This window comes from Pseudomonas sp. JZ134 (genome assembly GCF_051027695.1).
Lineage (GTDB): Bacteria > Pseudomonadota > Gammaproteobacteria > Pseudomonadales > Pseudomonadaceae > Chryseomonas > Chryseomonas luteola.
The window spans coordinates 1912580-1932183 of record NZ_CP069250.1; the positions used below are offsets into that span (position 1 = coordinate 1912580).

The window sequence follows — 19604 nt, forward strand, 5'->3', positions numbered from 1 at the left end:
AGTGTATATGGGAAAATGGATCAACCTGAAGCGCAATCTCCAGATAGAGGGGTGGGCGTTTCTATTGGCGTTTGGCTGTATTTTCTTTGGATTCAGGCACAGTTACTGGCTGTGGATGCTGGTCCCGTTGTGTCTAGGGTTGGGTGTTGATTGGCATCGACTGATGCCTGACAAAGATCCTGAAGAACTACCGTGACACTTAGCCAATCTGACGCAGCCGCACCAATACTGTTGATGCAGCTTTCATTCGAACATCTTTCTTGACGTTAATTGATCGAGATGGCTCCAGAGGTTCTGGATTCGTATTTAATCAATGGAGCGGTTTAGCCGGGGTAGGCATGAAGCGTTTAGTAGTAGTTATCAGCCTTGCTTTAACAGGTTGCGCTGGGGTTGGCGATATTGAAAAGGTACAGCCTTCTCTAGCGGGAAGATCAAATAAAGATCCAGATGCCTTTATGGAGTGCCTGATGACAGACCTGTCTGTCAATCAGTCAAAAGTTATTATTGAGAGGAAGGGAAGTAGTATCAAGGCCTTGGTTCCTCAAGGGTTGGCCTCGCCAGCTCCGGCACTGGTTATTGCTGACAAGACTTCGCATGGGACTAAAGTCGTCCTGCGAGACGGCAAGGCGAATAATCCCTTTCCTTTTGCTGGAATCAGAAGCACCGTATCAGGCTGCTTGTAAATAGCGATCATTAAGCCTTTTAAAAACAAAACTCCACATGCAGTGGAGCTTTGTTTTACGGTCAGCGATAACGACGATGAGAAACATCGAAATCTGTTTTCGCCGTCAGGCTCATGTCAACACTGCGCTGGTCGTTGACATTGGCCGCTAATGACATGTCAGCCGATGGCCTACACTGCTCAAGACAGGAGTCTCCATCATACGCCCACCATACTGTCATACTGAAAGCGGCAAGAAATAGCCAGCTCAGCAAATTACCGGTCTCTACTTTTGACGACTCGTTCATAACGTTTCGCTCCATGAATACGCTAAGGATGATGGCATTTTGGCGCCGCTCTCTTTTTACTCTTAACGTTTGAAGTTGGCTAGTGCTTGTTTGACAATTAACAGCGTCTTTTAAAAATATGTGGAACAGCTTAAGTTAGTTGCGTAGCTAACTTCTCATAAGGGCTTTGCCTAATGGATTGCACGAAAGAAGAAGGGGCTCTAGGTGTGACTAATGTTAACTCTTAACTATCACTAACTGGATACAAAATCAGCCAAGCCTAATACAGAAATAACCCCTGCATAAAAAAGCAGTGCGTAAGCAAAACTTGTCCAGATGAGTCGACGGCGAAGTTGTATGCGGGTCATAAAGCATTCCTTGCTGAGTAGAGATAGAGCGGAAGCGTGAGTCAGCTGGGCGACAAAACGAAGTGATGAAGCTGATCTGCCAGCTATGACCATAAAAATTTAAAAGCGCTGCACAGCGGGCGAAAAAAATTAGCTCAAAAGGTGAATGGCACATCATTCACCGCCTGAGAAGCGATGTGCGTATGCCCTGAAGAACTGAGAGCCAGCCATCACATGGCAGAAGAAAAGGCGCCTAAGCGCCTTTAGAAGGGAATATCATCATCGAAGCTGTCGTAGTCTGGAGCCGGCTGGGTTGAGGGCTGCGGCTGTGTAGGCCTACGGGCTTGCCCAGAGGGTTGTTTGCCGGATTGTTGGTTACTCGATGGTTCGTTATCCCCTCGGCCGCCAAGCAGTTGCATGGTACCGCTTATGTCGACGATAACTTCAGTCGTGTAGCGGTCTTGCCCGTCTTGGCCCTGCCACTTTCGTGTGCGTAACGTACCCTCTACGTAAACCTGTGACCCTTTGCGAAGGTATTCGGCGGCTATCTCGGCCAGCCGGCCAAAAAAAACGACCCGATGCCACTCGGTTCGTTCTTGCAACTGACCACTCTGCTTGTCCTTCCAACTTTCACTGGTTGCAAGGGTGATATTGGTGATGGGGTTACCATTGGACGTATAGCGGATTTCGGGATCGGCACCTACATTACCAATGAGAATAACCTTGTTGATACCTCTAGCCATTCGAAACCTCACAGTCAGCACTAGGGCTGCGGTCTTTTGTATACATTACTGATGTCCATACGTATAAGCCGACTATTTTAGTTTGCCCATCGATACGTTCAATCATTCCTGAAAACTGAAGTTGAGAGTTGCTCAGTAAGCTGACATCAAAACGGTCAGAAGCGTGCTTTATAATTAACTTACGCGCTAGTTATAAATTTCCGAAGTTCTAAGTCGTGCTTTACAGATATGGGGTCGAGAGGGTTAAAAACAATATCAATTGTTTGGGTTGTATGGACCGCTTGTCGCTTTTTCAAGTGTTTGGATCGTAGAGTAAGAAATATAAGCTGGCGTTTTTCAGGTCATTAATGAAATTACGAAGCCCTGATATGAATTTATATAGAAAATTCCATTTCTAAAAAACATGGGCATTAAGCGGGTGCCTGATGTAGGGGCTTTTTCAAAACAAGCAGCCTAGGCGTAAGCTTTATTAATGGCTTAAGTGCGGAAGGGGTTGTTATTAATCACTTGGATATGGGAGCCATGCTCTGTTGGCTCCTTATGGCACCAGCGGCAAAGCTTTTAGACTAGTGGCCATTTGATAGCGTCTGGTGATTGTATAATGGGCTCTCCTGGATCGACGTAGCGTTGAATGCTTTGAGTCTGATATTCATTTCAGCTTTGGGATAGGTGGCCGTTAAATTGACATTGAGTCAACGTTTCGGCTTACCCGATAAGATTGTCCCGGTTGTTTGTATGGCCAGGCATCTTCAAAGGAGTCATTAATTGTCTTTTATTCGTGTTGGGCTCTATGGGTTTTAGACTTTTTGCCATGCCTGTATTGGTGCTGTTGGTAGGCCAGGCTGTTTCGATCGTTCTTTTCGTTTGGGCGGGTAACGTTGAAGCGCTAGTGCTTTTGGATCTAGCGATTACTGCCAAGCTGATTAGCTTGATGATGTGGTTGGTAAGTTTGTCGATAGGTCTGTCGTGGCTGTTAACACGCCTCCAAAAACTGCTGCGCTGGAAAAAAGGAAGGCTGCATGGAGGGTGTATTCATTGTGAAGGCTTGTTAAGCCATCACGATGATGAGCACGGGTTCTACAGTAAGTGCTTGATGTGTAATGCGAGGCATTATTAATAATATCTTGCTAACTTGGCCCGAAGCTTTTACGCCATAGGTTGTTAGTGTGTGCTGAACGAAAGTATCCAGCTGACATACGTATCAGCTGGATACTTTCATCTGTAAGCCTAGCTTGGCCGATCCTGCCTGGCGTTAGGTGTTTCCATAGCGCGCTGCGCCTGTTTGAAAAGATAAAGGCACAGCAGAAGTCCGGCTAGAGACATTATTGCAGCAAAGAGATAGATGGAGTTGAAGCCAAACGCATTGGCAATGCTGCCGGCTACGGGGCCGGTAATTCCGAGCGACATGTCTAGGCACAGTGAGTAGGCACCTAGCGCAGCGCTTCTGTTAGTGGCGGGGACCTTTACAATGGCCTCTACACCCAGGGCGGGATAAACAAGCGAGAGGCCAAAGCCTGCTAACGCGGCTCCTGCCATGGCCATGCCGGGTGAAACGGCTAGCCACAGAAGCAGCAGACCTAGTGTTTCCACGATAAAGCAGGCAATGGCGACGGGGTAGCCGCCGAAGCGGTTGACTGTTCCTGCAAATAAAAGACGGGCGCAAATGAACGCAGCACCAAATGCGGTCAGGCTATAGGCAGCGTTAGGCCAGCCATGGCTGCCGTAGTACAGCGTAATGAACGTCGCGATGGTGCCAAAGCCAATCGAGCTTAACAGTAGACCCAATCCATAAGGACTGATGCGCCAGAAGACGCGAAGAAAGGGGAGGCGCTCGCCAGGAATGACAGGAGCTGGCTCTTTATTCCAGGCCAGGGCCAAGCCGATGGCGGCCAGTAAAACAATGCTTACACCCAGGCTCCAGAGTCCCAGGCTGCTTACCATGGCAACGCCTAGCGGAGCACCAATGGCCAAGGCGCCGTAGGCTGCGATCCCGTTCCAGGAAATCACCTTGCTGACGTGCTGCATCCCAACACTGCCCATGCCCCAGCTCAGCGAGCCTGTACCAATCAATGCCTGGGCACATCCTAGAAAGATTCGTCCTATGATAAGCAGCACCAGGCTTGCAACCTGAAAGTCCTGTAGCAGAGTTGAGATGAAAGTCAGGATGCCACAGATGCCGCAGCCAAACAGTCCTGCGATTACGCCTTTCTTAGGGCCGATGCTATCAGCAATCTTGCCTGCAATCGGGCGTGTAAACAGGGTGGCGATGTATTGGATGCTGATGGTCAGGCCTGCCATGACCGATCCAAAGCCCAGGGTGTCATGGACATATCCGGGCAGGATGGCAAGCGGTAGACCAATGGCCAGAAACGTCAAAAAGCTAAAAACGACGATTGAGGCGATACGCAAGGTAATGGCAACGGATTCTGAAGCGTTCATCAGTAGGTAAGGCCTCCCGGCTCAGACGTTAGGATTCCGTTTTAGCAGCGTGATACTCAATGCCAAGCCCATTAACGACGCCAGGGCTGCGCTTAGGAACATAATGGGATAGCCAAAGTTCGCTGCAATGGCCCCAATCAATGGACCCGTGATACCTAATGAGAGATCAATGAAAACTGAGTAGGCGCCCAGCGCCGAGCCTCGGTTCGCGGCTGGCACCAGCCGGACGGCCTCGACACCCAGTGCAGGAAATACCAGGGAAAAGCCAAATCCGGTCAGGGCTGCGCCTGCAAGCGCAAGGAAGGGTGTCGAGGCCTGCCAGAGCATCAGTAATCCGAACGTCTCAACGGTCAGGCAGACAATCGCTACCCGAAATCCGCCTAGTCGATTGATGGCATTGGCAAACAAGAGGCGTGCACAGATGAAGAAAAAGCCGAATACGCTTAGGCAAAAGGCTGCGTTGTCCCAATGACGGCTGCTGTAGAAGAGTGTGATGAAGGTTGCGATGGTTCCAAACCCGATTCCGCCTAGGGCAAGGCCCATGCCATACGGAGCAACCCGCCCCAGCACATTGAGAAAGGGCATGCGTTTACCAGGCACAATTGCAATGGCAGGTTTAGGTCTGGCTAGGTAGAAGCCTAGCAGGGCAAGCAAAAGAATGCTGACACCCATGCTCCATAGGCCCAGACCATTGACCAGCATGACGCCCAAGGGTGCGCCAACGGCCAAGGCCCCATAGCTGGCGATGCCATTCCAGGAAATCACCTTGGCCGTATGCGCCGCCCCGGTACGACCAATCGCCCAACTGATGGCTCCCGTGCCTACAAGACTTTCCGAGCAGCCCAGGATAAGGCGTCCTGCCAGCAAACACCCTAAGCTGATTGAGGGTGCGTTCTGCAAAAGCGTAGATGCCAACATGAGTATTCCACTTACGCCACATCCAGCCATGCCATAAATGACGGCTTGCTTGGCGCCTATGGTATCGATGACTTTACCAGCATGGGATCGTGAGAGAAGCGTAGCGAGATATTGACTGCTAATGACGAGTCCGGCGACGACCGAGTTGAACCCCAGCTGGTCGTGCACATATTTGGGCAGGACCGCAAGTGGAATCCCGATGGTCAGATAAGCAAGGAAAGTAAAGAGGACAGTTGAAACGACTACAAGCGTAATTGCAAAAGGTCGCTGTGATTGGGACTCGGTGTTCGACATGGACAACAAAAGCGTTCCTGAATGTGTGAACTGTTTATTGGATCATTAGCTAAGCATCCAATAAAGCGATATTACCGTGTAGACGCTGCTGAGCAGGGTTTCGTTACGTAAGCCACTGCATGAGGTATTTGCCGTATTAAAGCGTTATCAGATGAGAGGCCTAGCAAGCTATACCTCATTTCAGAACACAGATTAAAAAGTTAAAGTAATTTCCAGGATTATTTAATTTATATATATTAATCAGCTACTTAATGAATAAAGTTAAAGCTGGAAGTAAGTATTTGATTGAGGAAAGGGTCCTTCTGGCTAGACTGTTTTCTGGCAGCGTCTTCCGCTTCGCTAGCTTTGCGCCAGAATATTGTCATCAACGACTTGCATCATGGCGCTTTACCAGCTTCTCTTATCGTATATGCATAAAGTTTGAAGGTGCTCTGGCCCTTTATTGATGCTGTGTCCAGCCTGAAGCAGAACAACAGTTTGCTTAGCTGGCACAGCATTTGAATAGGTATTGGTAGTTGGCTGTATAACGATCAATGGTTCAGGGAAAGTCCGAACACTGTTCGGAATTATCGTGCATGGACGTTAAAGAGACGTAGGTTCAAACACATGCATAAGCATATCGATACTCGCCGCAGCGGCGGTTTTACACTTATCGAAATTCTGATTGTGGTCGCCATAGTCGGCATCCTGGCGGCTATCGCGGTTCCGTCCTACAGCTCGTATGTCACCCGCAGCCAGATCAAGACAGCGCAGGGCGACCTTGTGGCGCTTGGACTTAATATGGAGAACGTGCGGCAGCGTACCCTGAAATATTCCTCTGCGCCGGTTACAACGACCACAGCTGCCACACAGGCGCTGTTCAATGGCAAATGGCAGCCTGCTCAGGGTGCGGATTTCGAATACATGATCACTCAAGTCACCGATACGGCCTATACGCTATCTGCCCGTGGCAAGAGTGCCAAGTTGAGCACCTGTACACTTACATTGACAAGCAAGAACGAACGTACCGCGACCGGGTGCCCAGGAGTGACATCATGGTAAAACAGGCCAAGGGTTTCACCCTGATCGAACTGATGGTCACGTTGGCTGTGATGAGTATTCTTTTGATGGCAGGCGTTCCCTTGACTCAGGGATGGTTGAACAGTGCTCATCAGCGTGATGCTGCCAGTGTTCTTCAACAGGGAATTGCGCGGGCCAAGGCGATGGCATTGAGGAACCCGGCGGGCGTCGTCGGAGCGGATAAACCTGCTGCCTTGCTCTGTTTGAACGACACTTCCTTGGTGCTGGCCCAGCCAGTTGCCGGGCAAAGCGCCTTTAACTGCGGGCAGGTGGGTAATGCCCAGGTTGTATGGAGCAGTGCGCTACCCAAACAAGTTACCATCGAGTCCGACAACAAAACCTTTCGGTGCGTCGCATTGGATAACCGAGCGCTACCTTTCCAAAGTAGCCCGTCGGGACTTGATTGCGCCACGGTGGATCTGGCAGTGAAGGCGGGTCGAGAAGATGCGCTTCCGATCACCATCATTTAATGGCAGGTCTTGCCAGCGCGGCGATACGCTGATCGAGGCTCTGGTGGGTGTCTTGCTGATGTCAATCATAGGCATCGGCATGATTCATATCGCCACGCGTATTCAGCAGACGCAAACAGACCAGCATATCCAGAACTACATCGTGGTGCAAATGCGCAACCTGCTGCATGTCTATGGAACAACGCTCTGTCCAGGTAATAGCGCCAATAGCAAGGCCATTGTCTATTCACCCATTGATGGTTCCCCATTTCCACTGGACGTGGAGTGCACGACGACGTCGGGCGCTATTTCGCTGGGTGGACGCACAGTAGATGCGTCTCCTCAACACGTTATGCTACAGACCCGTGCCATGGATCAGGAGGTATTTGGTCTGCCCATTCAGGTGGGCGATCTGTGACAGATAATCGTCAGAGGGGATTCAATCTGATCAGCCTCATGATAGGCATGGTCATTTCGCTGATTACCGTACTGGCGATGTTGTCGCTATACCGGACCCTGGTAGGTGTAAGTGTAGAGTCGGCAAGCCTGGCCAAGGTGGAGGGGCAGAAAGCCTCGGGACTTTTGACTGCACAGATCGCTTTGCAACAGGCAGGGTTTGGTTTGCCGGTGACTGGTACCAAGCGACCTCAACTAGGTACGGATCTGGTCTTCATTCGTGATGCAGTGCTGTCCAAGGCAGACGAAAACAATGTGCGCAAATTATCGGGTGGAACGGTAATCGATTTTACCAAAGCGGACCCGATTAAAGGGTCGTTGGGAAACGCGATTATCTGGGGCTTCAATGCCAGCACCATTACGGCTGCTCCGATCGCGGATGCCTATCAATGCAGCGGTCTGGTCTCGACTTCCTCAGGGCTTGTACTGCTCAAACCCATGAAGTGCACAAGTGCGAAGGTGTGGGCATCGCTGGATTGGATCACGGCTGACCTGATCAACGAGATGGGCAGCGATACACAGGGCGCCTATATGCAAGTGGTCGAAGCGACATGTTGGCCTTTTAGTACAAATGAAGGGGTTCATGCGGTACAGGTGCGTTTTCCCGTATTGGATCTGGAACCGCAGCCTGAGCCGCTGACGATTAGTTTTACCACGTGCCTGTCGAATTTCGCGCCATGATTAGCTTTCCGGCTCGCCAAAGAGGTATCGCCTCACTGATGGTCATTCTGCTGACTGGAATGACGCTGACCATTGCAGCGCTAGGCATGATGTACATGGTGCAAGGCACGCAGGAGCGGCAGCTGGCGGTTCATGCAACAACGCCAGCCCAGTTGAAGGCCTGGACAGGCGTGGAGCTGCTGAGGCAATTTTTGACAAACCGATCTACAAATGATCTGGAGGCGCTTGCGGCGGGAGAAATCGCTGTAGGCGGAACTGAAGGATTACGGGTAGAGCTATTGTCCAAGACAAAGCCCAAAAGCGATCAGTACCGCATAGTAGCTAATGTTACGGGTAGAGCAGCCGACTCAACTGCTATCGTACAAGCGATTTTTGAGGTCAATCCGCTGGACTACACCTCAACGGGTACAGGCCCGACGACTGGGGCTGCTTCAGGTGCGACCAGTCCCTCAAGTCCTGCATCAGTACCGCCTCTCATCCGAATTAGTACAGATCTCAACCTTAATGGGTCTGTCAGCTTCGAAGGGCCGCAACAGGCCAATATAAGTGTCAAAGGAAAGGTCAATCTTTCTGGTAATGTCACGGGTCTGGATGCAATCAGTTCAACGGATGATATTACGGTTGGCAGCTCGGTCTCTGTCAGTTCATTGACGACAAACGGCAACGTGACGCTGGAAGGAAACGCTTCGGCACTAACCGTCTCAGCTATCAAGAACGTAACCCTAACCGGAAATGCCAGCGCGGGAACGGTTACCGCCAATGGCACGCTTAATATGGCTGGGCGTCAGATTTCGACAGCGAACGTAACCGGGAATGTCAATATAAGCAGTGGCGCTATCACGACACTTAATAGTCAAGCAGACGTTTTTTGGACAAGTAAGGACTCAGCCAGAGAAATCAATACCAATGGTAAGGTTACTTATTCCGGTTCCAATAACAGTACGGCTGTAGCGGCTATTGGCGATGTACGAATTGATGACGGCGCGGTCCAGACGGTTAAAACCCAGGGTAATACAATAATAAATCGAGGAGAGATAACTAGCCGCCTCGATGGACAAGGCGCTTTGACCGCAAGTACTGCTGTTGTTGCAAGCGGAACAGTTGGCGGTGCGCTCACGGTAGATAAAAATTCCAAGGTAAACGTAGTACGGACTATTAATTATCAGGTCAATGTACCGCGCGTTACTGTTCAAACTGTGAAAGAAACAGTAGTGCAGACGAGTAAGGTAGACGCTTATCAACTTCGTTCCAACGCCAATTATGTATTCCAACTCTCATCCACTGGGCAGCGACAGGTAACTGTCCAAGGTGTCAGTGGTATTGCTAATGGTGTTTATCTCCTGGGAAATTACCCGGATGCTGGCGGAAGAGGTTACCGTGATTTTCTTTGTAACGAAGTTAATGCTCAGGGTATGTGTACCGCTCCGCTTCAGCCTAATAAGACGATATGTCAGGGCGCAACTACATTTAATGGCTGCATAACTTACAGAGATGGATTGTGGTCGCTTTCTGGCTGGAGCCTTGCGCCAGGTGTCCTATGGTTTCAAGGGGATGTTCAAGCTGGGAGCGGTGTTTATTACAACAGCATTATTGCGACGGGCAACATAGCAACTACCGCCAAAAATAAAACCATCGCTGTCAATTATGCTGGCTTTGATCCGATTTGTAGAAATACGCGACGCGCAGAAGACAACGTTCCGGCCAGCCTGGATTTGGCTGGACTCTATCCTTTGAATCTTTGTGATATAGCAAAAGGTCTTTATAAGCCCTCTGCTGTAGGAAACGTGGCGCTGCTAGCAGGGGGTTACCTCAACGGCACTTTCTCTGGGGGGACGGTCACTTTGGGAGCCAGTAACGATGTTTATGGCAGCGTAGTGGCGGGTAATAACGTTGTGACAACCGGGAACACACGCGTCCACGGTACGATTACGTCTGCCGCTCAAGGCGGAGGCATTCAACAACTTGGAGGCTCAACCACGATTGATACCACAGCGTGGCCTTCCACCTTTTCTCCCGAGCAGGCCCCCGGTAATGCGCCGGAAGGCTCTGGTACGACAAACAGTGGCGCTATGTATGATATTGGTCGGGCTCAGCCTACGGTCCAGATTCTTTGGACCCGTTATTTATGATCCCCCCTAGGGCCGGAGTTGTTTTTAGAGGTGCCTGTCTTTAAGTGCTCGGCGTGTCTGCGTGTCTTGAACAACGACAACACGATACCACCAGCCAGCAGACCAAAGGTCACACCCAGTGATAGCGGTGCCGGGATTGGGCCAATGAAGGAGTGTGCAAAGATCTTGGCCCCGATGAAAATGAGCACCAACGCCAACGCATATTTTAAATAGGCGAATCGGCTGATCATGGCAGCCAAGGCAAAGTAGAGCGCTCGAAGGCCCAAAATGGCACAAATGTTTGATGTGTAAACGATAAAAGGCTCCTGGGTGATCGAGAAGATGGCCGGAACGCTATCCACCGCAAAAACCAGGTCCGCCATTTCGATGAGTATCAACGCCAAGAGAAGCGGAGTGGCGTAGACCAGGGGCTTGCTGAAGCCTTCCTTTTCCTTGCGTATCAGAAAGCGATCACCATGAAGCTGGTCCGTCACGCGGATATGCTTGCGCAAGAAGCGCAGCATGGGATTTTGGGCCAGGTCGGGCTGGTCGTCGTGGCGGCTGAAGAGCATTTTGATTCCTGAGATCAATAGGAACGCGCCAAATACATAAAGGATCCAATCGAAGCGTTGTACCAGCGCAGCGCCAACGCCAATCATGATGGCACGCATGACAATGGCGCCGAGTACACCCCAGAACAGGACTTCATGCTGGTATTTACGCGGAATTTGAAAAAAGCTGAAGATCAGCGCCATGACAAAGACGTTATCCATCGAAAGCGACTGTTCGACCAGATAGCCTGTGTAATATTCAAGGGCGCGAGTGGCACCAAATTCGTACCAGATCCATCCACCAAAGGCGATCCCGAACGAGATGTAGCCTGCCGACATCACCAGGCTCTCCTTGATGCCTATTTCGTGATGATTGCGCTGCAGGACACCCAGATCGAAGATCAGAAGCAAGAGTACGATGATAAGAAAGCTCAGCCACAGCCAAGCGGCGGCGCCCATGAAGGGCGTAGTCAGGAAATCAAATGCGTCGGGCATGATCGATCCTGTCGATGTCGTTAGGTGACTCCGACATGGCGATCGGGTGATCGTCAGAGGGGCCCGGCGTCACACCTCCATAGAGGTAGGGTTGAATCTAACAAAGCGGTTGGCTTCGTCATGTCAATAGACCCACACTTCTACGCGCCGGTTCTTCATCCGGCCTTCATCACTATTGGCTGCTACAGGCAAGGCATCGCCCAGCCCTACGATGTCATGGAACATCACGCCACCCTTGTTCAGCTCCCGCCGTACGGCCATGGCGCGTAGCTTGGAGAGCAGTTCGGCTCGCTTCAAGTCTTCCTTTGTATCGCTAAAGCCAATCAGTGCTACCTTCTTGTCGAGCTTGTCATTTTCTCTGAGGTAGGTCATCAGACGTTCGATATCGAGGTTGGCCTTGTTGTCCAGCGTGGCGCTACCCTCAGCGAAGCGAAAATTGACCGAAAGGCGCTGCGCATGGTCGGCAAGCTGACGATAAAACGCTGGCGCATCTGCCGGCACGACGGGCTGGACCGCCAGTACTTCTTGAGCCACGAATCCGCTCTTGCTGACCCATCTTTGCCCCTCCGAACTTTGAGCGTAGCGGATGAAGGCATTTACCCACGGATTTTTCTCGTCGGGTTTGTTATAGAGGAACAGACGACGTGAGAGGGGATAGTCTTCCGTAGCAACGGTGGTAACCGTTGGGGGTAGGGCTAGCGCCGATCCGTCAGAGATCGATACGGCTTTTGCCTTGCCTACAGCAGCCAGTCCGACAAAGCCGATTCCATATGGATCCTGGCTGATAGCGTCGGATAGCTCGTCATTGGATTCGAAACGCGTAGCTGTAGGCGAAAGGCTTTTGCCATGAGAGGACATGACCAGTTCCTTGAAGGTATCAAAGGTGCCTGATTGGTCATCTCTCGCATACAAGTGAACAGGACCTAGTGAACCCCCAATGTCTTTCCAATTCTTCACATCGCCTGAAAAGAGTCGGGCCAACTCATCGGTTGAAAGCGTGGTCAATGGGTTCGCCGCGTTCAGGATGATAGCGATGCCATCAATACCAATGACATGCTCGGATCCGGCATCTCGTACATTACCCAATCGCTTGAGCTCGAGTGCCTCGCTGTCCTTGATAGGGCGTGAGGCAGCAGCGATATCGGTATCGCCATGAATAAGATCGGCAAAGCCGGTACTCGATCCATGCGCCGCCATATCGATGCGAACCTGATCACCGTTGGCGCGCCTGCCAATAATGATGCGTTCGTTTTCATGACTGCCAGTCCGGCTGTTTATGGTCTCGAACCCATGTGTTTTGAGAAAGCCTTCGACCATGAGCGGGGAAAGCTGAGCGCCGATGGTGTTGGAGCCATGGATACTCAATACCGGTTTGCCATCTGTGCGAGGCGGTAATGGCTGCGCCACGGTCGACCATGATGAGACGGTGCAAACGATGCCGAGAAGCGCGCCGGCAAGAAGACGGCTCCAACGGATGGAATCCTGACGGGCGGAATTCATATTCCTACAGCTACCCTGGAAATGAGACGCGGGCAGCATAAAAGGGAAAAATGACGAAAACGTTACAACGGCAGCTTTTTGCCATTATTGCGTTGTGAAGTGGCCTGCTTGAGCAGACCACTGTATCGCGTCAGGTCAGCTCAACCCAGATAGGGGCATGGTCTGAGGGCTTTTCCATGGCACGGATGTCATAGTCAATACCGGCGTCTTTGAGGCGAGGCTGGGCACCTTGCGAGGCCAGGATCAGATCGATGCGAAGACCCCGCTTGGGCTCCGCTTCAAATCCTTTGCTACGGTAATCAAACCAGCTGAAACGATCCGCAACAATAGGGTTGAGGTGGCGGAAGCTATCAACCAGCCCCCAGTTCTTGAGCTTGGCCAGCCACTCGCGCTCCTCGGGTAGAAAGCTGCACTTGCCGGTACGTAACCAGCGCTTGGCATTATCGGCACCAATGCCGATATCGCAGTCTTCAGGTGAGATATTGAAATCGCCCATTAGCAGCAGCGGTGTGTTGGTGGAGTAGCGCTGTTCGAGAAGCTGCTGCAGGTCTGCATAGAACTTGGTCTTGGCAGGGAACTTGACGGGATGGTCCCGGCTTTCGCCCTGCGGAAAATAGCCGTTCATAATGACGACCGGCTGGTTGTTATGGTCGGCATAAACGCCATAGATGAAACGTTTCTGGGACTCTTCGCCGTCGTTGGGGAAGCCCTTGTGGATCTCCAGCGGTGCCTGGCGCGAAAGCAGTGCTACGCCATAGTGACCTTTCTGCCCGTGATAGTGAACGTGATAGCCCAACGCCTCGATATCAGCCAGCGGGAACTGGTCATCCGAGACCTTGGTTTCCTGAAGCCCGATAACATCGGGTGCGTGACGTTCGATCAAGGCAGCCAGCTGATGAGGACGTGCTCGCAAACCATTGATATTAAAGCAAACAATCTTCATGGGCGAAGAAGACTCTCGGTAAAATGGCCATCCTAGCGTATAGAACGGCTTCATGACGAGCCTGCTTCGCTGGTATAGCCGATGAACGCCACGACGCTGCGTTTGTCTCACGACCACTCGCCCGGTAGCATCGCGTCATGACTTTTCATCTACGACTCCGACTCAGTATTGCCGGCCTGCTTTTAATGAGCGGCGTCGCCATGGCCCAAGCGGCCGAACTCACCGTGCACGTTACGCCTGATAATCGTGCGCTGCGGGATAACATTTCTGCGTATATAGGCAGCCTTGCCGATCGGGACGCGGTTGCCTTGCAACGGCTGCGGCGTACGGCTGAAGGCCAGGCGGAGCAGGCTGCCCAGGCACTGGGCTACTACCATGCGCAGATTGATAGCCGGGTCGAGCCAGGGCAGACGCCTCGGCTGATACTGGATATCCAGACTGGAGAGCCCGTTCGACTGCGCCAGGTAGATATCCGCGTGGAAGGTCCGGCGCGGCAACTCAAGTCATTCAAGTCACCCGATGGTGCCAATCTGAAGTCTGGTGCTCAGCTCAATCATGGCTTCTATGAAGATGCCAAGACGCTGATTCAGAATCAGGCTGCACGTTATGGCTTCTTCAGTGGGCATTTCACCCAGCAGAAATTGATCATCGATCCGCAGGCTGGCTACGCAGACGTTGCACTGGTTTACGAAAGCGGGCCTCGCTACCGGTTGGGTAACGTGGAATACGAAGGGGATTTTCCATTCGATCAAGACCTGCTCAATCGCATGGTGCCGTTCAAGCCAGACGAGCCCTATGATTCGGAAACCCTTGCTGAGCTTCAGCAGACGCTGCTCCGAAGCGGTTATTTCGACAGCGTGCGCGTCAACGCTATTCCGGCAGATGCCAAAGACCAGACGATTCCGGTCATGGTGAATCTGACTACTCGCAAGCCACGCACGCTGGGGTTGGGGCTTGGCTATTCTACCGATGTCGGCCCGCGTGTTCGCGCAACCTGGGATCGACATTGGCTCAATGCGCAGGGGCATAGCCTGGGCGCGGAGATGGAGCTTTCTGCGCCACGCCAGAACATCGGCGCCTGGTATGATATTCCCGGGCGCGACCCCATCAACGATAAATTCCGTTTGGCGGGGGGATATCAGTATGAAGAAATCGCCGATGACGATTCGCTGAGTCGCCTGCTCACTGTCGGGCCCGAATGGCATCGCAAATTGCCCAGCGGCTGGACACGGGTGCTCTCCCTGAAACTCCAGCGAGAGGAATACCGTTTGGGAGACGATTCCGGTCTATCGACACTGCTCATGCCGGGTGTCGATTATTCCTACCTGCGCAGCGATAATCGGATCGATCCCAGCCATGGTTACCGACTGCAGTTTGGTGTCTCGGCTGCCAAAGAGGGCATCGTGTCCGACGCCAACATGGTGCATGTGACGGCGCTGGCGCGTGGCCTGACTACTTTTGCCGGTGGGCACCGGCTGCTAGGGCGGGTTCAGGTCGGCGGCAACGCCACCAATGGGTACAAGCAGATTCCGCCATCGCTGCGCTTCTTTGCCGGTGGTGATCAGAGCGTCAGGGGCTATGACTACCAGACGCTATCGCCCACGAACTCCGACGGAGACAGAATCGGTGGACGATACATGGTCACCGGCAGCGTTGAGTACCAGTATCCGCTCAAGGATAAATGGCGACTGGCGACCTTTGTCGACCAGGGGGGAGCGTTCAATGCGCTCGATAATCCGGATATCAAGACCAGTATCGGCCTTGGTATCCGTTGGGTTTCGCCAGTGGGGCCCATACGTGTCGATCTGGCTCATGGCCTTGATGAAGAAGGTGGCTTTCGTTTGCATTTCTCGATGGGGCCGGAATTATGATGCGTGCGCTCAAGATTGTTGGCGCCACGCTGCTGACGGTTGTCGTTGTTCTTGTATTGGGCGTGACCATTTTATTGGGAACCGAGTCTGGAAGCCGTTGGGTGTTGGGCCGGGTTCCCGGGCTTGCAGTGGAAGGCTATACGGGTCGACTGGGAGGGCACTGGAAGGCCGACACGCTGGCCTGGGCTCAAGCCGGTACGCAGGTTAGGCTGGTGTCTCCTGAGTTCGCTTGGTCGCCTGGTTGCCTGTTCAAGCGAACACTATGCATCGATACGCTCGTAGCCAGCGAGATCAATCTCGATCTGGCGCCTACCGAGGAGCAGACGCCCGATGAGGGGCCGGTTACATTACCCGACCTCAAGCTACCGGTAGACGTTCAGCTGGGTGATGTACGCATAGGACGGTTTACGCTCAATGGCAATGAGCAGTTCGCAAACGCCACGCTACGCGCTCATTCTGAGGGTGGCAGCCTGGTCATTGAGCAGCTGGATGCGCACCGCGACGACATGATGCTCAGCCTTACCGGGACGTTGCAGCCTTCCGGGAAATGGCCTTTGACGGCGGACGCCAATGCCCGTCTGCCTGCGCCTGACCAGCAGGAGTGGCCACTGACCTTACATGTGGAAGGTGATCTGCAGGGAAGCTTGACTCTTCAGGCCGACAGCAGCGGTTACCTGCCGGGCCGGTTGACAGGCGACGTGCAGCCTTTGGCAGAGGGTGTGCCAGCTTCGCTGCATCTGACGGCCAACGGTTTCAAGCCAACACAGGATCTGCCAAAGACCCTGACGTTCAACGCGCTCGACCTGACTGCAAACGGCACTCTTAAAGATGGATATAAGTTGGTGGGCACGTCTGTACTGCCGGGTGAAGGAGGCGACATCGCCCTGAAGCTTGATGGCACCGTTACGGCAGAAGGTGCAGACCTTAAAGGACTGACGCTCGATGCGGGGCAGCAGCGTAAAGTCGTCTTGAGCGGCAAAGCAGGCTGGTCGGAAGGCCTCAATGCAAATGCCACCATCAACTGGAGTGAGTTCCCATGGCGTCGTTTGTATCCCGAGATCGAGGAACCGCCCGTAGCGCTGCGTCGACTGAAAGGTGAAGTTCAGTACACCGATGAGCGCTATATCGGAAATGTGGACGCTGCACTAACGGGGCCTGCCGGTGATTTCACGCTAGTGACGCCGTTTACAGGTGATCTCACACAGATCAATTTGCCGTCGCTGGATCTGCATGCCGGGCAAGGACGTGCCGAGGGGCAGGTGAATGTCCGGTTTGCTGATGGCATTGGTTGGAAGGCGAACCTGAACCTCAGCCAATTTAATCCTGCATTCTGGGTCGCCCAGCTGCCTGGCAATCTGGGCGGACCGCTACGCAGTGAAGGAGAAATCAAGGGTGAGCAGCTGCGTGTAACGGCTGATCTGGGACTGCAGGGACAGCTGAGAGGTCAACCTGCTCAGCTGGCAGCGCAGGCGCGTGGTCAGGATAAGCAATGGGATCTTGATAACCTGACTGTCCGTCTGGGCAGTAATCGTATTCAGGGAAGCGGTCAGCTGGCCGAGCAATGGAAAGGGCACCTGGATATCGGCTTGCCTCGTCTCGGCCAGTTATGGCCTGGTCTGGCTGGCGCCATTAATGGAAAAGTGGATTTGCGCGGAACTCAGCAGGCGCCGCAAGGGGAGCTGGTGTTGAATGGGCGAGAGGTTGCCTATCAAACCAACCGGCTGGCGGCCTTGAGCCTTAAAGGTACGCTTGATGCGCGTCAGCAGGGACGAATCCAGCTATTAACCTCCGGTGTGCGTGCAGGCACTAGCGACATTGGACGTGTGACGCTCGATGGACAGGGTAACCGTCATCAGCAGGCAGTCACGCTTGATGTAAAAGGGCCGCTGGCAAATCTGGCGCTTGCCCTGGAGGGTACGCTCGATGATGCGATGAACTGGCGAGGGCGGCTTACTCGAGGTGCTGTCCAGAGTGGTCCCCAGGACTGGCGCCTGCAAAACCCTGCAAGCCTTGAGCGTCTGGCAAACGGGCAACTGACGCTTGGCCAGCACTGCTGGCTATCAGGTAAAGCCTCGCTCTGTGGGGAAGACCAGCGCCTGATGCCGGAACCACGGCTACGCTACCATCTGCGCAACTTTGACCTTGCCGGACTGGCACCTTTCCTGCCCGAGGATTTTGGCTGGCAAGGTGCGCTTAATGCTGATATCCGTTTTGATCTTCCTGAGAACGGGCCAGACGGCACGGTTACAGTCGACGCAGGCACAGGGACGCTAAGAGCACGTAACGCCGACGGCCAGTGGGCAGACTTTGCCTATGACACGCTCAAGCTCAATAGTACGTTGCGCCCCGATGATGTGCGTGTCTCATTGGATTTTAATGGCCCGCAGCTTGGCAACCTCACCCTGAATGCACAGATTGATCCACGCCCTGATGACAAGCCTGTCTCAGGGCGCTTCGATCTGCGCGGGTTGAATGTAGCCATTGCCAAAGGTTTTGTTTCAGGTATTGAGCAACTGGACGGAAGAATCGACGGTAGTGGTCAGGTAAGCGGTACGCTGCTTCAACCTTCGATCAATGGTCGGATCGATTTGAGCAATGGTCAGATCGGGGGTGGCATTGTTCCAACCCGTCTTCAAGATCTACGGCTGACTGCTCTGATTGCCGGGAACCAGGCGAACGTGAGTGGTGGATGGCGCAGCGGCGAACGCGGCCAGGGTAATGTGAGTGGAACGATATCCTGGGCTGATGGATTGGATATGAATGTCGCCGTACGTGGCGATCGCCTTCCTGTTGTGGTTGAGCCCTATGCTAACCTTATCGTGGCGCCTGACCTGAATATTGTCATGCAGAACGGTAGTCTGGCACTCAAGGGTACGGTTCGCGTGCCGAGCGGTGCCATTACGGTTCGGGAGTTGCCACCGTCTACCGTCAAGGTTTCCAATGATGCGGTAATCGTTGGACAGGAAGCGCCTGCGCCCAAGCAGGAGACCCAGCTGTCCATGGATGTAAATGTGCTGGTGGGCCAGGACAAGCTCACGTTTTCAGGGTTCGGTCTGACTGCCAACCTTGAAGGGAACGTGCATATTGGAGACAACCTGGATACGCGCGGTGAAGTTCGTTTAATAGATGGTCGCTACCGTGCTTACGGTCAGCGACTGACTATTCGGCGGGCGCGTATATTCTTCCAAGGTCCGATCGCTCAACCGTTCCTGGATGTGGAAGCGGTACGTGTCGTGGATGACGTAACCGCAGGGTTACGTTTGTCAGGTCTGGCCGACCAGCCACGCGTCGAGGTGTTTTCGGACCCTACTATGGGCCAGGAACAAGCCTTGGCCTATATTGTTCTAGGGCGCCCGCTGACCAACAACGACGAAGGCGAGAACAACATGCTGGGGCAGGCCGCACTTGCGCTGGGCCTTGCCGGAGGATCATCCACAGCGGGTGAGCTGGCGCAGCGTTTGGGCGTACAGAACTTTCAGCTGGATACCGAAGGGACAGGCGACAAGACCAGTGTCGTTGCGTCAGGCAATATTACCGACCGCTTGGCGCTTCGATACGGTGTAGGCGTCTTCGAGCCGGCCAATACGGTCGCCTTGCGTTATCAGCTTACCAAGCAGCTGTATCTTGAAGCAGCCAGTGGTATTGCCAGCTCATTGGATTTCTTCTACAAGCGAGACTTCTAACTCGCCAAGGTTGCCCGATCGTATTGGTCGGGCAACAGGGTAACGCTTGGGTAGTGACCCGTTAGTGCACGATAGGGGTGATTTGCAATAAACAGGTCTTCAGGCTTTAAAGCCTGAGG

16 protein-coding genes are annotated in these 19604 nt (G+C 53.0%); 9 read left to right on the plus strand and 7 right to left on the minus strand.

The window, feature by feature from the left end; all coding sequences use genetic code 11:
• Position 1 precedes the first annotated feature (1 nt).
• On the plus strand, positions 2-196 hold the full coding sequence (locus tag JQR86_RS09015; RefSeq protein WP_037030278.1) for a hypothetical protein: 195 nt from the start codon (positions 2-4) through the stop codon (positions 194-196).
• Between the two features lie 142 nt (positions 197-338).
• The gene (locus tag JQR86_RS09020) at positions 339-683 is read left to right on the plus strand and encodes a hypothetical protein (RefSeq protein WP_019365581.1); all 345 of its coding nucleotides are present in this window, start codon (positions 339-341) and stop codon (positions 681-683) included.
• A 61-nt stretch (positions 684-744) separates the two neighbouring features.
• On the opposite strand, the gene JQR86_RS09025 is transcribed toward JQR86_RS09020, so the two are convergent.
• From JQR86_RS09025 to JQR86_RS09040, 4 genes are all read right to left on the minus strand, one after another.
• Positions 745-969 (minus strand): hypothetical protein, encoded by a 225-nt coding sequence (locus JQR86_RS09025; protein ID WP_074826650.1) that lies wholly within the window; start codon positions 967-969, stop codon positions 745-747.
• A 589-nt stretch (positions 970-1558) separates the two neighbouring features.
• Entirely contained in the window at positions 1559-2038 is a 480-nt protein-coding gene (ssb, locus tag JQR86_RS09030; protein ID WP_434154722.1) for a single-stranded DNA-binding protein, read from the minus strand.
• Between the two features lie 1227 nt (positions 2039-3265).
• On the minus strand, positions 3266-4477 hold the full coding sequence (locus JQR86_RS09035; RefSeq protein WP_404628071.1) for an MFS transporter: 1212 nt from the start codon (positions 4475-4477) through the stop codon (positions 3266-3268).
• Positions 4478-4498: 21 nt separating this feature from the next.
• Positions 4499-5689 (minus strand): MFS transporter, encoded by a 1191-nt coding sequence (locus JQR86_RS09040; RefSeq protein ID WP_404628072.1) that lies wholly within the window; start codon positions 5687-5689, stop codon positions 4499-4501.
• A gap of 606 nt (positions 5690-6295) precedes the next feature.
• On the opposite strand from JQR86_RS09040, the gene JQR86_RS09045 reads away from it, so the two are divergent.
• From JQR86_RS09045 to JQR86_RS09065, 5 genes are read left to right on the plus strand one after another with little or no spacing between them, the layout of a single operon-like run.
• Positions 6296-6730 (plus strand): type IV pilin protein, encoded by a 435-nt coding sequence (locus JQR86_RS09045; RefSeq protein ID WP_286786719.1) that lies wholly within the window; start codon positions 6296-6298, stop codon positions 6728-6730.
• Positions 6724-7218, plus strand: coding sequence for a pilus assembly FimT family protein (locus tag JQR86_RS09050; RefSeq protein ID WP_407361856.1), 495 nt, complete (start codon positions 6724-6726; stop codon positions 7216-7218). Before JQR86_RS09045 ends, JQR86_RS09050 begins: the two co-directional genes overlap by 7 nt.
• 58 nt (positions 7219-7276) lie before the next feature.
• A complete protein-coding gene (locus tag JQR86_RS09055; RefSeq protein ID WP_407361855.1) occupies positions 7277-7615 on the plus strand; it encodes a hypothetical protein in 339 nt (112 codons plus the stop codon).
• On the plus strand, positions 7612-8334 hold the full coding sequence (locus JQR86_RS09060) for a PilW family protein (RefSeq protein WP_019365589.1): 723 nt from the start codon (positions 7612-7614) through the stop codon (positions 8332-8334). Before JQR86_RS09055 ends, JQR86_RS09060 begins: the two co-directional genes overlap by 4 nt.
• Positions 8310-10463 (plus strand): hypothetical protein, encoded by a 2154-nt coding sequence (locus tag JQR86_RS09065; protein WP_434154725.1) that lies wholly within the window; start codon positions 8310-8312, stop codon positions 10461-10463. The genes JQR86_RS09060 and JQR86_RS09065 overlap by 25 nt, the downstream gene beginning before the upstream one ends.
• Here JQR86_RS09065 and JQR86_RS09070 read toward each other — a convergent pair.
• The 3 genes from JQR86_RS09070 to xthA form a co-directional block, all read right to left on the minus strand.
• Positions 10454-11488 (minus strand): TerC family protein, encoded by a 1035-nt coding sequence (locus JQR86_RS09070; RefSeq protein WP_434154727.1) that lies wholly within the window; start codon positions 11486-11488, stop codon positions 10454-10456. The two genes, JQR86_RS09065 and JQR86_RS09070, sit on opposite strands and share 10 nt — an antisense overlap.
• Before the next feature lie 123 nt (positions 11489-11611).
• Positions 11612-12988: a phosphate ABC transporter substrate-binding/OmpA family protein gene (locus JQR86_RS09075; protein ID WP_434154728.1), complete on the minus strand. Its 1377-nt coding sequence runs from the start codon at positions 12986-12988 to the stop codon at positions 11612-11614.
• A 130-nt stretch (positions 12989-13118) separates the two neighbouring features.
• Complete coding sequence (gene xthA, locus JQR86_RS09080) at positions 13119-13931, minus strand: exodeoxyribonuclease III (RefSeq protein WP_037030271.1); 813 nt, start codon at positions 13929-13931, stop codon at positions 13119-13121.
• 137 nt (positions 13932-14068) lie between these two features.
• Here xthA and JQR86_RS09085 point away from each other — a divergent pair, with 137 nt between their 5' ends.
• Together JQR86_RS09085 and JQR86_RS09090 are read left to right on the plus strand one after the other, a co-directional pair.
• On the plus strand, positions 14069-15802 hold the full coding sequence (locus tag JQR86_RS09085; protein ID WP_434154729.1) for an autotransporter assembly complex protein TamA: 1734 nt from the start codon (positions 14069-14071) through the stop codon (positions 15800-15802).
• On the plus strand, positions 15802-19485 hold the full coding sequence (locus JQR86_RS09090; RefSeq protein ID WP_407363384.1) for a translocation/assembly module TamB domain-containing protein: 3684 nt from the start codon (positions 15802-15804) through the stop codon (positions 19483-19485). Before JQR86_RS09085 ends, JQR86_RS09090 begins: the two co-directional genes overlap by 1 nt.
• The last annotated feature ends 119 nt before the right edge of the window (positions 19486-19604 follow it).

Coding starts and splice junctions, on each gene's coding strand:
- JQR86_RS09020 (WP_019365581.1), top strand. CDS start 339: ATGAAGCGTTTAGTAGTAGTTATCAGCCTTGCTTTAACAGGTTGCGCT.
- JQR86_RS09025 (WP_074826650.1), bottom strand. CDS start 969: ATGAACGAGTCGTCAAAAGTAGAGACCGGTAATTTGCTGAGCTGGCTA.
- ssb (WP_434154722.1), bottom strand. CDS start 2,038: ATGGCTAGAGGTATCAACAAGGTTATTCTCATTGGTAATGTAGGTGCC.
- JQR86_RS09035 (WP_404628071.1), bottom strand. CDS start 4,477: ATGAACGCTTCAGAATCCGTTGCCATTACCTTGCGTATCGCCTCAATC.
- JQR86_RS09040 (WP_404628072.1), bottom strand. CDS start 5,689: ATGTCGAACACCGAGTCCCAATCACAGCGACCTTTTGCAATTACGCTT.
- JQR86_RS09045 (WP_286786719.1), top strand. CDS start 6,296: ATGCATAAGCATATCGATACTCGCCGCAGCGGCGGTTTTACACTTATC.
- JQR86_RS09050 (WP_407361856.1), top strand. CDS start 6,724: ATGGTAAAACAGGCCAAGGGTTTCACCCTGATCGAACTGATGGTCACG.
- JQR86_RS09055 (WP_407361855.1), top strand. CDS start 7,277: ATGTCAATCATAGGCATCGGCATGATTCATATCGCCACGCGTATTCAG.
- JQR86_RS09070 (WP_434154727.1), bottom strand. CDS start 11,488: ATGCCCGACGCATTTGATTTCCTGACTACGCCCTTCATGGGCGCCGCC.
- JQR86_RS09075 (WP_434154728.1), bottom strand. CDS start 12,988: ATGAATTCCGCCCGTCAGGATTCCATCCGTTGGAGCCGTCTTCTTGCC.
- xthA (WP_037030271.1), bottom strand. CDS start 13,931: ATGAAGATTGTTTGCTTTAATATCAATGGTTTGCGAGCACGTCCTCAT.
- JQR86_RS09085 (WP_434154729.1), top strand. CDS start 14,069: ATGACTTTTCATCTACGACTCCGACTCAGTATTGCCGGCCTGCTTTTA.
- JQR86_RS09090 (WP_407363384.1), top strand. CDS start 15,802: ATGCGTGCGCTCAAGATTGTTGGCGCCACGCTGCTGACGGTTGTCGTT.